12 protein-coding genes are annotated in these 15,128 nt (G+C 43.0%); 7 read left to right on the top strand and 5 right to left on the bottom strand.

Annotated features, from left to right (window positions below; genetic code table 11):
- Window positions 1-17: 17 nt before the first annotated feature.
- From NQU59_RS06740 to NQU59_RS06750, 3 genes are all read right to left on the bottom strand, one after another.
- Window positions 18-242: a hypothetical protein gene (locus tag NQU59_RS06740; protein ID WP_005244151.1), complete on the bottom strand. Its 225-nt coding sequence runs from the start codon at window positions 240-242 to the stop codon at window positions 18-20.
- Between the two features lie 166 nt (window positions 243-408).
- The gene (locus NQU59_RS06745; RefSeq protein ID WP_257065383.1) at window positions 409-2,544 is read right to left on the bottom strand and encodes a 3-hydroxyacyl-CoA dehydrogenase NAD-binding domain-containing protein; all 2,136 of its coding nucleotides are present in this window, start codon (window positions 2,542-2,544) and stop codon (window positions 409-411) included.
- Between the two features lie 10 nt (window positions 2,545-2,554).
- The gene (locus tag NQU59_RS06750) at window positions 2,555-3,760 is read right to left on the bottom strand and encodes an acetyl-CoA C-acetyltransferase (protein ID WP_032870030.1); all 1,206 of its coding nucleotides are present in this window, start codon (window positions 3,758-3,760) and stop codon (window positions 2,555-2,557) included.
- Window positions 3,761-3,977: 217 nt separating this feature from the next.
- Here NQU59_RS06750 and NQU59_RS06755 point away from each other — a divergent pair, with 217 nt between their 5' ends.
- Together NQU59_RS06755 and NQU59_RS06760 are read left to right on the top strand one after the other, a co-directional pair.
- On the top strand, window positions 3,978-5,075 hold the full coding sequence (locus NQU59_RS06755; RefSeq protein WP_257065386.1) for an agmatine deiminase family protein: 1,098 nt from the start codon (window positions 3,978-3,980) through the stop codon (window positions 5,073-5,075).
- Window positions 5,076-5,142: 67 nt separating this feature from the next.
- Entirely contained in the window at window positions 5,143-5,697 is a 555-nt protein-coding gene (locus tag NQU59_RS06760; RefSeq protein ID WP_005244144.1) for a shikimate kinase, read from the top strand.
- A 21-nt stretch (window positions 5,698-5,718) separates the two neighbouring features.
- Here NQU59_RS06760 and NQU59_RS06765 read toward each other — a convergent pair whose 3' ends face one another.
- Entirely contained in the window at window positions 5,719-6,180 is a 462-nt protein-coding gene (locus NQU59_RS06765) for a GNAT family N-acetyltransferase (protein ID WP_005244142.1), read from the bottom strand.
- Window positions 6,181-6,276: 96 nt separating this feature from the next.
- Window positions 6,277-7,290, bottom strand: a complete 1,014-nt coding sequence (locus tag NQU59_RS06770; RefSeq protein WP_005244141.1) for an AraC family transcriptional regulator — start codon at window positions 7,288-7,290, stop codon at window positions 6,277-6,279.
- Between the two features lie 478 nt (window positions 7,291-7,768).
- On the opposite strand from NQU59_RS06770, the gene NQU59_RS06775 reads away from it, so the two are divergent.
- The 5 genes from NQU59_RS06775 (at window position 7,769) to NQU59_RS06795 (ending at window position 15,096) form a co-directional block, all read left to right on the top strand.
- A complete protein-coding gene (locus tag NQU59_RS06775; protein ID WP_005269351.1) occupies window positions 7,769-8,887 on the top strand; it encodes a CaiB/BaiF CoA transferase family protein in 1,119 nt (372 codons plus the stop codon).
- 144 nt (window positions 8,888-9,031) lie between these two features.
- Window positions 9,032-10,255: a carbohydrate porin gene (locus NQU59_RS06780; protein ID WP_257066193.1), complete on the top strand. Its 1,224-nt coding sequence runs from the start codon at window positions 9,032-9,034 to the stop codon at window positions 10,253-10,255.
- Window positions 10,256-10,395: 140 nt separating this feature from the next.
- Entirely contained in the window at window positions 10,396-12,801 is a 2,406-nt protein-coding gene (locus NQU59_RS06785) for a glucose/quinate/shikimate family membrane-bound PQQ-dependent dehydrogenase (RefSeq protein ID WP_005244129.1), read from the top strand.
- 173 nt (window positions 12,802-12,974) lie between these two features.
- Complete coding sequence (locus NQU59_RS06790) at window positions 12,975-14,618, top strand: nitrite/sulfite reductase (RefSeq protein ID WP_005244127.1); 1,644 nt, start codon at window positions 12,975-12,977, stop codon at window positions 14,616-14,618.
- A complete protein-coding gene (locus NQU59_RS06795; protein ID WP_005244124.1) occupies window positions 14,611-15,096 on the top strand; it encodes a DUF934 domain-containing protein in 486 nt (161 codons plus the stop codon). Before NQU59_RS06790 ends, NQU59_RS06795 begins: the two co-directional genes overlap by 8 nt.
- Window positions 15,097-15,128 lie beyond the last annotated feature (32 nt).

Here is a 15,128-nt window from a genome sequence, read left to right on the forward strand (position 1 = left end):
TATTCGACAATAACACTTTAGTGATTGTGTTGATGTGCTTCAGTTGAGCCAGTTTCTGTCGACATTGAGGATTGTGACATTTCAGCAGGGGTTGCCGCTTTTTTCTGGTTCATTGGCATATAATCTGGTTCATTGTTAATAGCCAAGTAGAAAATCACCATAAACAAAAAACTAAGAATTGTGGTGATAATTAATGCTTTCCAGCCCCAAGGCGAAGTTTCTGGGCAGAGTTTTTCAGACATAAGAAATTTCCAAATGATGCAAAAAAATAAAGCAGAATTACTGAAGTTATAGCATAAATTGTGATGCATTACTCAGATGTTTTGCTGTGATTTTGTCGAACCTATAAAAAAGCCCGTATAGACAAGGAGTTCCATACGGGCCTTAATCGGCTTGGCTAAATCGAGATTATTGAATCACTGCCTTTTGTTGCGCTTTCTCTCTCAATAATTTTGGTGGTGTGAAACGTTCACCATATTGATCGGCTAGTTGCTCAGCACGTTGTAAGGATTTTTCAATGCCATTTTGATTCAGGAATTGAATCGCACCCCCTGTCCAAGGAGCAAAGCCAATTCCAAAAATCGAACCGACATTGGCATCAATCACAGATTCTAATACGCCTTCTTCATAGCAACGCAACGTATCCAGAGCCTGCACAAACAGGAAACGGTCAATCATGTCTTGTTCAGAAATATTGTTGTCTTTTTGCCAGCGACTGAGCCCATCCCATAAATGTTTTTTACCATTTTCAGGATAGTCATAGAAACCTGCACCGGCCGCTTTGCCTTTACGGTTTAGCTCGTGAATCATGGTGTGTACCACCTCATCCACTGGGGTTTTTGGTAAATCTTTGCCTTCCGCTTGCAGGGCTTTACGAGTTTCTGCTGCAACATGTTCAGTCAAGGTTAGAGAGACTTCATCCTGGATCGCCAGTGGGCCAACCGGCATACCTGCTTTCAATGCGGCCATTTCAATTTTGGCAGGGTGTACACCTTCTGCGAGTAAACGCATTCCTTCTTGGATGAAAGTACCAAACACGCGACTGGTAAAGAAGCCACGGCTGTCGTTCACCACGATTGGAGTTTTGGCAATTTGCTGAACAAAGTCATAAGCCTTGGCCAAAGTTTCGGCAGAGGTTTGTTTGCCTTTGATAATTTCAACCAGTTGCATCTTATCCACTGGGCTAAAGAAATGCAGCCCAATGAATGTTTGAGCATCTTTACTCGCTGTCGCCAAACCTGTGATGGGCAGGGTCGAGGTATTCGATGCAAAGATTCCACCTTCAGCCAAATATTGTTCAGCTTCTTGGGTCACTTTGGCTTTCAGTTCTTGATTCTCAAACACTGCTTCAATGATCAGGTCACAGCCTTGTAAGTCAGCTGCATCTGCTGTTGCGGTAATCAGTGCAAGCACTTGATCACGTTTTTCTGCCGTCATACGACCTTGTGAAACACGTTTATCCAAAAGTTTCTGTGAATAAGCTTTGCCTTTTTCTGCATTTTCAACAGAGACATCTTTCAGGATCACAGGAATGCCTTTGATTGCAGTTGAATAGGCAATGCCTGCACCCATCATCCCTGCACCTAACACACCGACTTTGGTCGCTTGCCATTTTGCAACTTCAGCAGGGCGGCTCGCGCCAGACTTGATTGCATTCAGACCATGCCAGAAGGTACCGATCATATTTTTAGAAATCTGACCGACCGTGAGTTGAGTAAAGTAACGTGATTCGATACGCAAAGCGGTATCAACATCAACCTGTGCACCTTCAACCGCAGCCGCCATGATCGCTTCAGGCGCAGGATAGCAACCTTTGGTTTTGTCACGTAGCATCGCAGGGGCAATCGCAAGCACTTGTGCAACTGCAGGCGTTTTGGGATCGCCCCCCGGAATTTTGTAGCCTTTCACATCAAAAGGTTGTTGCGATTTCGGATTGGCTTTGACCCAAGCAATGGCTTTGTCTAATAGCTCTTGCTCATTTTCAGCAGTGTCATGTACCAGACCCAACGATTTTGCTTTATCCACGCCAAACTGCTTACCTTCCATCAAGAATGGAAATGCATTTTGTAAGCCCAACAAACGCACCATACGCACGATACCGCCACCACCTGGCAGCAAGCCTAAGGTCACTTCAGGCAAACCAAATTTGGTTTTTGGATCATTGATGGCAATACGGTAATGGCAGCCCAACGCAATTTCCCAACCACCACCCAGTGCCGTACCATTTAAGGCAGCAACAACAGGTACACCTAAAGTTTCAATCGTACGTAAGTCACCTTTGAGCTCTTCAATCATTTTGAAGAATTCAGTAGCATGTTCAGGTTGTACTTGAATCAATTCATCCAAGTCACCGCCTGCAAAGAAGGTTTTCTTGGCAGAACGGAAAATAATGCCTTTCAGATCCGTTTCTGTTTTAAGCTTTTGGCTGACTTCATTGAGTGAATCACGGAATTCTGCATTCATGGTATTGGCAGATTGACCCGATGAATCAAGAGTAAGAATTACAATATTGTCCGCGTTTTTTTCGTATTTAATAGCGCTCATGTTGTTCTCCTCACACCAACTCAATAATGGTGGCAATCCCCATTCCACCACCGACACACAAGGTAGCCAAGCCACGTTTTTTACCTTGACGCTCTAATTCATCCAGCAAAGTGCCTAAAATCATCGCGCCAGTCGCACCCAATGGATGGCCCATGGCAATAGCACCGCCATTGACGTTGACTTTCTCGGCAGGAACCTTGAGTTCATTGATAAAACGCATTACGACTGCTGCAAAGGCTTCGTTGACTTCAAACAGATCGATGTCATCAATCGTTAAGCCAGCTTTGGCCAAAGCTTTACGTGCAGCAGGGGCAGGACCTGTCAGCATGATGGTTGGGTCTGTACCTACCAAGGCGGTTGCCAGTACTTTGGCACGTGGTTTTAAACCTTGTTCTTTGACGGCTTTTTCAGAAGCCAATAACACCACCGCAGCACCATCAACGATGCCTGAGGAGTTACCCGCATGATGTACATGGTTGATTTTTTGTGCTTCAGGATACTTCTGTAGCGCAACCGCATCGAAGCCCATTTGTCCCATCATTTCAAAGCTGGCATTGAGTTTTGCCAAGCCTTCAACCGTGGTATTGCCTTTAATAAATTCATCTTTTTCCAAGATCAGCACACCTGAATGATCTTTAACAGGCACTACGGATTTGTCGAAATAACCTTTGGCTTGAGCCGCAGCCGCTTTTTGCTGCGAACCTACGGCAAAAGCGTCTACATCTTCGCGGCTATAGCCATCTAAAGTGGCAATTAAGTCTGCGCCAACACCTTGTGGCACAAAAGACGATTTTAAGTTGGTTTCAGGATCAAGTGCCCAAGGACCACCATCAGAACCCATTGGGATACGTGACATGGATTCCACGCCACCGGCAACTACCACATCTTCCCAACCTGAACGGACTTTTTGTGCTGCCAAATTGACCGCTTCTAAGCCAGATGCACAGAAACGGTTGATTTGTACGCCGGCCACATCATCATTCCACCCTGCGGCAATCGCAGCGGTTTTGGCAATATCGCCCCCTTGATCTGCAATTGGAGTGACACAACCTAAAACAATGTCATCGACTTTTGAGGTATCCAGTTGGTGACGTTGTTGTAATTCATTCAATAATGATGTGAGTAAAGTAATCGGTTTGACTTCATGCAGTGAGCCATCTTTTTTTCCTTTTCCGCGTGGCGTGCGAATGGCATCAATAATGTAGGCCTCGCTCATAGGTTTTCCTTGTATCACCTTAAAATTGTTGTTTATCGAGTGTACTCAATTTAAGTGTCAGTGCAATGATGATAAACATTGACAAGTTTGATGTTTTTCGCCAATGGGCTGAGAAATTCAGACAATCGTTAATTTTGGTGTCTTTTGATATGTCTGACAGTGTCTTCGATTAGACTAGGGCTTGAAAATGAGAGATAGAAATGATGAGCGAAAGCACATGATAAAAACCAAGCACCACTATGCCGTGATGGCATTGATCTTGTCACTTTTGGGATGCGATACCTCGGGACGGGATGTTGATAACAGCACAGCAAAGCAGGATAAAAACAAGATGAGTCAAACCTATTCCAATCAAGTTGCTGATGACAAAATGTTGTTGGTATTGTCTGCACCTTCTGTACATGACCCTTATTACAAATCTGCTTTTCAACGGATTGTCGATTTCCAGATTGATTATGCCAAGTCCATTTTGGGTAATGATAATGTGGTGATTGTGGTCGATAAAGACACCAAACCGTATTTCACTGGCAAAGTGCCAGAAGACATTTTACTGGTGGATGATGTCCGTGATATCTGGATGCGTGATTTCACCACGGTTAATCCAATGCAACCGGTGCAATTTACTTATACGTGGGCGTCGATGACGCAGAAGCAAAGTAAAGATGTGCAAAAAAGCTTTAGTCGTTTTGCAGATCGCTATCAGATTCAAAGCGCCAAAACTGATTTGATGATTGATGGGGGGAATTTGGTTGATGACTATGCGGGTCGTGTGATTACCACCACACGTTTCATGGAAGATAATGAACTGAGTTATAACGAGGCCAAACAAGAGTTAAAAGCCACGTTGGGTGCAACCGAAGTTGCCATTTTAGAACCAGATGAAGAAGTACTAGCACATTCGGATGGCATGGTCAGTTGGGTAGATAAAAATACCTTGTTGGTGAATGACTATTCAAAAACGCCTGCATTTAGAACAACGGTGATGAAGGAGTTAAAAGCTTCATTTCCAACTGCAAAAATTGTCGAAGTGCCTGTGGAATATAAAACTAATCCCAAAGGGCAATGGGAAGGTTTTGAGTCGGCTTGTGGGGTGAATTTAAATGCCACGGTCACGCATCATAATATTTATGTGCCGACCTTTAATATGCCGCATGATCAAAAAGCACTTATGATTATCCAGCAAAATACCAGTAAGAAAGTTATTCCTATAAATGCCGAAAGTGTTTGTCCAATGGGCGGTAGTGTGCGTTGTCTGACTTGGCAGGTAACTGGAGACAATGCCGTGAAACTTATTCAAGCGGCGAGAGATAAGTGATAGATGTGTCATTATTTAAATAGGAAGAAGAGAAACATTGAGTGCTTATGAATAACGTCGAGAAGCCATGAAGTTTATCAATGTCGTCGGTACATCTGCTGCTGGAAAAACCACTTTTGCTCGTCAACTTGCTCAAAAGCTAGGATTGTCTTACATTGAAATGGATGATTTATTTTGGCTGGATGATTGGCAAGAAACACCTGATCATGAGTTTTTTGCTAAATTACAACATCAAATGGATCAAGCCGCTGGTGGATGGGTGCTTGATGGTAATTATTCTCGAACTCAAGATTTGAAGCTTAAATATATTGATACGATTATTTGGCTGGATTATTCATTTTCGTTAAATCTGTACCGCTCAGTTAAAAGAGCAATTAGTCGAGCGGTGACACAAAAAAGATTATGGGAAAATTCCAATAATCGAGAAAGTTTCAAGACCAGTTTTCTGTCTAAGGATTCGATTATTTTATGGATGATTACCCATCATGCTCAAAATCGTAAAAAGTATTTGGCGATGATGAATGATGCTCGATATCAGCATATCCAGTTTATTCGTTTGACTTCGCCAAAACAGACAGCAGTATTTTTAAACGAGATGGATACTCATTTATTTAACTTGTAGAAAGAAGCTTATCCAGATTGCTTAATCTGATAAATCTAAATGAAAGAATTGGTTGTAGGGTGATTCGTTATATTCTGCGAAAGCAGCACCTTCAACAAATCCAAACTTCTTATACAGTTTGATTGCGGCATCAAAGTGAACGTCTTTTCCTGTTTCTAAACTGACTCTTTGATAGTGACGTTGTTGAGCGAGTTTTAATAAAAATTCAAGCAGTTGTGCTGCGACCCCTTGACGTAAATGGGCAGGATGAGTCCGCATAGATTTGATTTCTGCGTGGTCGGGTGTCAGTTCTTGGATTGCGCCACAGCCCAGTAATTGCTCATCGTTCCATAAGGTATAGACGCTAATTGAATCTTTTTGCAGACTGCTGAGGTCTAATGCAAAACTATGTTCCAGTGGGGTATTTTGATGTAGACCATGCAAATGGAGATAAATCAAATTTTGAACTTGTGGATGGCAGAAGTCAGCTTTTTTAATGATCATTGTTATTCAAGCAAATTGTAGAGGTCTGCTTGATTATTAGCACATTTAAAAAGCAATGTTCAACTGTATAAAGTTGAACATTGCTTTGTTGTTATATTAGTTGTGATGGCCATGCAACTGACGATATAAACCAGGGGTTACTCCCGTCCATTTCTTAAAGGCACGGTGGAAGGTACTGGTTTCACTAAAGCCGACTTGCTGTGCTACATCTTCAAGGGTGAGATTTGGTGTCAACAATAAATGAATTGCAGCATCACGACGTAAGGCATCTTTTACGCCTTGATAGCTTTTACCTTCTGCAGCCAAACGACGACGTAAGGTTTGCGGTGATAAATACAACATTGCCGCGACATCATTCAGTGTTGGCATTTCTTCACCAATCTGGCTCTTTAATACATCACGGATACGCGAAGTCAATGAGTTGGTATTTTTGAACTTCACTAACAACTGGGCAGGTGCTGCTTTCAGGAATTCTTCTAAAGTTTTTTCATCTTGACGGATCGGGAGATCCAGATAATCGGCAGCAAATGTAATTTCGGTGCGTGGTGCATCGAACTGCATCACTGGAGCAAAAAACAAGGCATCATATTCATCGGCATGATTTGGACGCTCATAACCAAAATGCACGCGCTCTAAAGGTAGACGACGTTCAATTAACCATGACGCAAGACCATGCCAGATCATCAGCATGCTTTCAGTAATAAAGTGATCTGGGTCTAAAGCTTTGGGAATGTGTGGAACCAAACGTGCTTCATGTTTATCACGCTCTAAGCTGACCGCCCACTCATCTCCAAACAGTTTGTAGAATTGAGAGGAGAGTTCCAGTGCCTGACCAAGCGTTTTGGAATGGATAATCAATTGGCACATGATGGCAAAAGTACCTAAACGACGCGGTTGTATATCAAAACCGACATGTTCGTCTTGGGTGACCATCCATAACATTTTTATAAAACGGGTGTACTGCTCTGGAGAGATTCGAGCCTTCGGTTGGCGGAGTAGTTCTGCTTCTATGCCGACATGTGAAAGTAATGTTTCAACGTCCATGCCTAGGCGTTTAACACCTGTTAAAGCCGCATTCACGAAGTGGATGCTGATCGTATCACGGCTCATATTGAATCCTTCAGTTTCTTTACTATTCACGATAATTGACCTAAATAACCGTCTAAAATAAAAAGGGCTTGTTGGTTGATCAGATATAGCTGCGACAATAGACATTTTTTAGATGGTACAAGGCGTGGCTTGTGAAATTTAGTACTTCTAAATGAGCATGACATAATGCAGTAGCATCAAAAAATGCCTTTGTCCCGTAGGGTTGTAACAAAAATTTCCTCATACATCGTTATAAAACTTGGAAATGAATTATCATTCCTGTCGTTTCATGCCTCGTCTGATAAAATTTTTGCCAACAACGCAACATATATATGATCAATTAACAAGCCCTATGGCAATTGACAAGAAAAATAATTGCGCCTTGTATACATGTTAAATTGCCGAAACTATCAAGGTAAATGGCTGAACATGACATTGTTTTTGTGTTTATCCACACCTAGTATAAAAGAAAATTTAAACAAATTGAGTAAAAAATATTATGCCATCTGCACTAAAGGGATTGAAAGTCCTCGACTTTTCGACTTTGTTACCAGGACCATTTGCCAGTATGTACCTTGCGGACATGGGTGCAGAAGTTATCCATGTTGAATCACCGACTCGTCCCGATCTGGTACGGATTATGCCACCCTATGCTAACGGTCAGGCCACTGCACATAGTTATCTGAATCGAAATAAACAGTCGATTGCACTCGACCTGAAAGATGCCGCTAATATTGAACTGATCAAAAATAAAATCTCTGAGTTTGATATTGTGCTGGAGCAATTTCGTCCTGATGTAATGCGCCGTTTAGGCTTGGATTATGAAACTTTAGCTGAGATTAATCCGCGTTTAATCTACTGTTCCATTACAGGCTATGGTCAGACAGGAACATATAAAGATCGGGCAGGACATGATATTAACTATTTAGCACTAGCAGGCGTGTCGGGGCATAGCGGTCGTCAGGATGGTGGTCCACCACCACTGGGGATTCAAATTGCAGATGTGGCGGGCGGCTCTTTGCATGCGGTGATTGGTATTCTTGCTGCTGTGGTTGAGCGGCAACGTAGTGGTCTTGGGCAATATATTGATATTTCCATGACGGATTGTGTGGCGAGTTTGAATAGTATGGCCGCTTCAGCAAGTCTGGCAGGACAAACACCGCAAGCTGCTGAGGCAGGCATGCTGAATGGTGCGAGCTTCTATGACTATTATCAAACCAAAGATGGGCGTTACTTCTCGGTGGGGAGTTTAGAACCACAATTTATGGCGGGTCTGGCTACAGCTTTAGAGTTACCTGTACTGCTTGCCAAAGGCACATCCTTTGATCCAGAAGATCGACAAGCGGTGAAACAAGCCTTGCAGGAAAAGTTTCAAACTCAAGATTTTGCTGCATGGCAGCATCTATTCCAAAGTTTGGATATCTGTGTTGAACCTGTACTCAGTCTGGATGAGGCATTGGTCTCGCCCATCGCGCAGCAACGGGGTTGGGTGGTAGAAGTCCCATTATCGGAAAATGCAGCACAAACTGAGCCTCAGTTGGCCTGCCCAATCAAATTTTCTCGTTCACAAATGAAGTATGCTTTTATTGGTCAGGGTTTGGGTGAGGGTAAATGGTAGAAAATATGTGCGACTAATCACTGATTGTTAAAATATTGTACAGATTGTTAACATTTTGAATAAGTTGTAATTTAAAAATAAGAGTAACCTTTTATACACAATAACATAAAAGGTTACGTAAACATGACAATCTCTAAATCTATGATTGTTTCCTGTTTATCCGTTCTCTCATTGAGTCTTTTCACACAACATACTCAAGCAGCTTCTTCCGCATTTGATCCAAATGGTCAATGGCTGTTTGGTGATTGGAACGGTCAACGCACTGCGTTGCAAGAACAGGGTTACAAATTTTCTGCTGATTACACTGGTGAATTTGCAGGGGTTTTAGATTCTAAACAACACTCAAGCCATGGCAGTGAATTCACTGGGCAGTTGGCTTTAGGTACTCATTTCGACCTGAATAAAATTTTAGGTTGGCAGGATACTGAAGCCCAAATCACGGTAACCTATCGTGATGGTCAGTCTTTGTCTCAAACTGCAGATGCCTTACAAGGACATCTTAGTTCTGCGCAAGAAGTCTGGGGGCGTGGTCAAACATGGCGTTTAACTGACCTGTGGATCAAGAAGAAATTTTTAGATCAGGCTTTGGATATCAAAGTGGGTCGTTTCGGCGAAGGTGAAGATTTCAATAGCTTTGACTGTGATTTCCAAAACTTGGCCTTATGCGGTTCTCAGGTGGGTAACTGGGTTGGTGACCAATGGTATAACTGGCCAGTAAGCCAATGGGCATTGCGTGTCAAATACAACTTGCAACCAGACCTATACGCACAAATCGGGGCATATGAATATAACCCTGAAAACTTGCAACGTGGCAAAGGTTTTAACCTGAGCACAGATGGTTCACGTGGCGCGATTATTCCAGCAGAAGTGGTCTGGACTCCAAAATTGAGTGCGCAGTCTTTACCAGGCGAGTATCGTTTTGGTTATTACTATAGTACTGCTGATGCTGCTGAAATTGAAAATCCTGCCAGAACCGGACATAAACAGGGTGGCTGGTTTACAGCGAAGCAGCAGCTCACTCGCCATGATGGTCAGTCTGATCGTGGTTTAACGGGCTTTGTGAATATTACAGTTCACGACTCGAAAACCAATTCGGTTAAAGACATGCAAAATGTTGGTTTAATCTATAAAGGCCCATTTGATCAGCGCCCTAAAGATGAACTTGCTTTGGGTGTCGCGCGTATTCATGCCAACGATAAAAATAATGGTTTACTGGATGACGAATATAACACCGAGTTGTATTACGGCATTCATGCGACCAACTGGTTGACCATTCGTCCAAATATTCAATATGTCCATCATGTCGGTGCACTGAAAGATGGTGATAAGACTTGGGTTGGCGGGATTAAGTTCCAAACCATTTTCTAATTTCGATATTCGGGCAACTTTGCAGCGTGAGGCCAGACATGGGTGAGATCTGCAAAGTTGTTGTGATTTGAACTCGACCATAAAAACAGACCTTTTTTGCTTTTTATGGATCCAAAATATAAAAGATGCAAGGTGATCTTATGAATCAATCTGCTTCAAAATCTGGGCTTAGAACATTGACGGTGGTGATTATCGCCCTCATTGCATTGTTCTTGCTGATTGGTGGTATCTGGCTCGCAGTAATTGGTGGGTCTTTTTATTATGTGATTGCAGGCGTACTGTTACTGGTTGTAGCAGTACAACTTTATAAACGAGCGTCAGGGCCTTTATGGGTCTATGCTGGATTGATGTTAGGTAGCGTTGTTTGGGGTGTTTGGGAAGTTGGAACCGATTTCTGGGCACTGGCACCGCGTCTTGATATCCTCGGCATTTTGGGGTTGTGGTTACTGGTACCTGCGGTAACGCGTGGTATTGATAATCTCAGTTCGAGTAAAGTCGCGCTATCATCGACTTTAGCGATTGCGATTGTGGTGATGGTGTATTCGATCTTCAATGATCCACAAGAAATTAATGGGGTGATTCAAACACCTCAGCCCGCACAAGCGAAAGCAGTGGAGGGTATCGCACCTGAAGATTGGCCAGCATACGGTCGTAGTCAGGGTGGTGAGCGCTACTCGCCATTGACACAGATCAATGATAAAAACGTTAAAGATCTAAAAGTAGCTTGGACATTGCGTACTGGCGATTTCCGTACTGAAAATGATTCGGGTGAAACCACCAATCAGGTCACACCAATCAAGATTGGCAATAACATGTTTATGTGTACGCCACATCAACATTTGATTTCAATTGATCCTGCGACAGGTAAGGAAAAATGGCGTTTTGATCCGAAACTCAAAGCGGATAAAACTTTTCAGCATTTAACTTGTCGTGGTGTGATGTACTACGATGCGGCCAATACCACTGAATTTGCAACCAGTTTACAGGCGAAAAAGTCGAGTTCAACTGAGTGTCCGCGTAAAGTATTTGTACCTGTGAATGATGGCCGTTTAGTTGCTGTGAATGCAGATACAGGTAAGGCATGTTCTGACTTTGGTCAAAACGGTGAAGTAAACTTACAGGAATTCATGCCATACGCCTACCCAGGTGGTTATAACCCGACTTCTCCAGGTGTGGTTTCTGGTACAACTGTGGTGATTGCTGGTTCTGTAACGGATAACCATTCGAATAAAGAGCCTTCAGGTGTCATCCGTGGTTATGATGTCAACACGGGTAAGTTGTTATGGGTATTTGATACAGGTGCAGCTGATCCAAATGCAATGCCTGGTCAAGGCACAACGTTTGTACATAACTCACCTAATGCTTGGGCGCCGCTTGCCTATGACTCAAAACTGGATATCGTCTATGTACCAACAGGCGTCGGTACACCAGATATCTGGGGGGGTGACCGTACTGAGTTGAAAGAGCGTTATGCCAACTCAATGCTGGCGATTAATGCAACGACAGGTAAGTTGGTCTGGCACTTCCAAACCACACATCATGATTTGTGGGATATGGATGTACCATCACAACCTTCATTGGCCGATATTCAAGATAAATCAGGTCAAACAGTCCCTGCGATTTATGTATTGACCAAAACAGGGAATGCCTTTGTTTTAGATCGTCGTAATGGTCAGCCGATTGTACCGATTACAGAGAAACCTGTTCCGCAAACGGTGAAATGGGGTCCTCAAACCAAAGGTGAGTTTTATTCAAAAACTCAACCGTTCTCTGACTTCGATTTAGCACCAAAAGACAAATTGACGGATAAAGACATGTGGGGTGCCACCATGTTTGACCAGTTGATGTGTCGTGTGAAATTTAAAAGTTTGAACTATGATGGTATTTATACGCCACCTTCTGAAAACGGAACTTTAGTATTCCCTGGTAACTTGGGGGTATTTGAGTGGGGTGGTATGTCTGTGAATGCGGACCGTCAGGTTGCAGTCATGAACCCGATTGGTTTACCGTTCGTAAGCCGTTTAATTCCAGCAGATCCAAATCGCCAAGCGGTTGCACGTGGTGCTGGTACGGAGCATGGCATGCAACCGATGTATGGCACGCCATATGGTGTGGATATCAGCCCGTTCCTTTCCCCATTAGGTTTGCCATGTAAACAACCAGGCTGGGGCTTTGTTGCTGGTGTGGATTTAAAAACCCATGAAGTGGTCTGGAAAAAACGTATTGGTACCATCCGTGATAGCTTGCCAACATTATTCCAATTACCACCAGTGAAAATTGGTGTGCCTGGTTTAGGTGGTTCGATTTCGACTGCGGGTAATGTGATGTTTGTTGGTGCAACACAAGATAACTATATTCGCGCATTCAATGTTTCAAATGGTGACAAGTTATGGGAAGCACGTTTACCTGCGGGTGGACAAGCAACACCAATGACTTATGAAGCCAATGGCAAACAGTATGTGGTGATTATGGCGGGTGGACACGGTTCATTCGGCACCAAAATGGGTGATTATCTCGTGGCTTATGCATTGCCAGATAAGAACTAATTTCATTTAGAAATTATCCGAAAAAGCCTAGATTCGTCTAGGCTTTTTCTTTTTGTGGCAATTAGATAGGCTTATCAATAAAACCGTTATTAAATATGCAAAAAAAGCATTTTGTTGATGAATGAAAGCTCGCTATGCTAGTCGCCTTTATAATGAATGACTAGCCATACGCCATGTATTTATATACGGATTTCGATCAACAGCTGATTAACCAACGTGTTGCTCAGTTTCGCGATCAAACAGAACGCTATTTAGCAGGAAAATTAACAGAAGACGAATATCGTCCATTACGTTTGCAAAATGGTCTGTATGTGCAACGTTATGCGCCTATGCTCCGTATCGCTGTGCCGTATGGCTTGATGAATACCAAACAACTTAGAAAAATTGCTGAAATTGCGACTGAATATGACCGTGGCTATGCGCACGTTTCAACGCGTCAAAATATTCAGTTGAACTGGCCTGCATTAGAAAATGTCCCTGATATCCTTGCTGAACTGGCAACGGTACAAATGCATGCCGTACAAACCTCAGGTAACTGTATCCGTAATACTACGACTGACCAGTTTGCAGGTGTAGTTGCGGGTGAAATTGCGGATCCACGTCCGACCTGTGAATTGATTCGTCAGTGGAGTACCTTCCATCCTGAATTTGCCTTTTTGCCACGCAAGTTCAAAATCGCGGTTTCGGCTTTAGCAGAAAAAGACCGTGCTGCCACAGCATTCCATGACATCGGTGTTTATCTGGTGCGTAATGATGCAGGCGAAATGGGTTACAAAATTATGGTGGGTGGTGGTTTGGGGCGTACCCCGATCATTGGTAGTGTGATCCGTGAATTCTTGCCACGTGAAGATTTGATTGCTTATTTGGAAGCAACTTTACGTGTGTATAACTTGCATGGCCGCCGTGATAACAAATACAAAGCACGTATCAAAATTTTGGTGAAAGCTTTAACACCAGAAGTATTTGCACAAAAAGTGGAAGCTGAGTTTCAGCACACACGCGAAACATTAAAGATTCAACCTGAAATCTTGAAAAAATTGGATGAAGAGTTCACTCCATTTGCTTATCAAGATTTAGAAGATCAAGATTTCACAGCTTTGTTTGCCGAACATCCGAAATTCAAACAATGGTTTAACGTTAATACCAATGCACATAAAGTCAAAGGCTATCGTATTGTGACGATTTCCTTGAAGCGTGCCGGCGTTGCTCCTGGTGATGTCACCACTGAAGAAATGAACTTAATCGCAGATTTAGCCGATAAGTATACCTTTGGTGAGTTCCGTACCACCCATGAACAAAATATTTCGTTGGTTGATGTACCACAAAAAGATTTATTTGAATTGTGGCAAACGCTTGAACATCACAACATGGCGCGTGCGCATATTGGCTTTATTACCGATATTATTTGCTGTCCAGGTGGCGACTTCTGCTCATTGGCCAATGCCAAATCAATTCCGATCTCGGAAGCGATCAGCCGCCGTTTTGAAGATTTAGACACGATCTATAATTTAGGTGAACTGGATCTAAACATTTCTGGCTGTATGAATGCTTGTGGTCATCACCATGTCGGCAACATTGGTATTCTCGGTGTGGACAAAAAAGGTGCTGAGTTTTATCAGATCACGCTGGGTGGACATGCTGATCATGATGCATCATTAGGGGATATCCTAGGCCCATCTTTTGCTGCAGATGCTGTACCTGATGTGATTGATGAAATCTTGAATACCTACCTTGACTTACGTAATGAAGGTGAGCGCTTTATTGATACTTACCGCCGTGTCGGCATTCAACCATTTAAGGAGCGTGCTTATGCTTAATACAACGCTACAAGTGCTGTTTAAAGATGGCACGATTGCTGACAATAGCTACCAAATCATTACCGAAGAGGGCGTTGTTCCACAGGGGGATGTGGTGCTTACAACGGCACAGTTGGATCAATTAGCACATGTACAAGGTAAGAAGGCGTTGTACATTACTGTTGATGATTCACCTGAAACACACCAATTTCCATTAAATGAACTGGATGCGATCTTTATTGAGTTTGCAGGTTTCAATGATGGTCGTGGTTATTCATTTGCTGCTTTATTACGTCGCCAAGGTTATCAAGGTGAGTTACGAGCGGTCGGTGATATCTTTAAGGACGTTTTAAACTATTTAAAACGTTCTGGCTTTGACACTTTTGTGGTGAAAGAGGGTAAGGATATTCATGAAGCGGCTGCAGGGCTTCAGGACTTTACCAACCCTTATCAAGCTTCAACTGCTGTGCCACAGGCAAGTTATCAAACTGGTGCGTAAAGAGATTGAAACAAAAAAAGCTGAACTTTGGT

Source organism: Acinetobacter colistiniresistens, assembly GCF_024582815.1.
Classification (GTDB): domain Bacteria; phylum Pseudomonadota; class Gammaproteobacteria; order Pseudomonadales; family Moraxellaceae; genus Acinetobacter.

Bases quoted from the DNA above. Each gene is read 5' to 3' on its own strand.
- NQU59_RS06765 (WP_005244142.1), bottom strand. From the start codon at position 6,180: ATGATCATTAAAAAAGCTGACTTCTGCCATCCACAAGTTCAAAATTTG.
- NQU59_RS06770 (WP_005244141.1), bottom strand. From the start codon at position 7,290: ATGAGCCGTGATACGATCAGCATCCACTTCGTGAATGCGGCTTTAACA.
- NQU59_RS06790 (WP_005244127.1), top strand. From the start codon at position 12,975: ATGTATTTATATACGGATTTCGATCAACAGCTGATTAACCAACGTGTT.
- NQU59_RS06785 (WP_005244129.1), top strand. From the start codon at position 10,396: ATGAATCAATCTGCTTCAAAATCTGGGCTTAGAACATTGACGGTGGTG.
- NQU59_RS06750 (WP_032870030.1), bottom strand. From the start codon at position 3,760: ATGAGCGAGGCCTACATTATTGATGCCATTCGCACGCCACGCGGAAAA.
- NQU59_RS06740 (WP_005244151.1), bottom strand. From the start codon at position 242: ATGTCTGAAAAACTCTGCCCAGAAACTTCGCCTTGGGGCTGGAAAGCA.
- NQU59_RS06795 (WP_005244124.1), top strand. From the start codon at position 14,611: ATGCTTAATACAACGCTACAAGTGCTGTTTAAAGATGGCACGATTGCT.
- NQU59_RS06755 (WP_257065386.1), top strand. From the start codon at position 3,978: ATGATAAAAACCAAGCACCACTATGCCGTGATGGCATTGATCTTGTCA.
- NQU59_RS06775 (WP_005269351.1), top strand. From the start codon at position 7,769: ATGCCATCTGCACTAAAGGGATTGAAAGTCCTCGACTTTTCGACTTTG.
- NQU59_RS06760 (WP_005244144.1), top strand. From the start codon at position 5,143: ATGAAGTTTATCAATGTCGTCGGTACATCTGCTGCTGGAAAAACCACT.
- NQU59_RS06745 (WP_257065383.1), bottom strand. From the start codon at position 2,544: ATGAGCGCTATTAAATACGAAAAAAACGCGGACAATATTGTAATTCTT.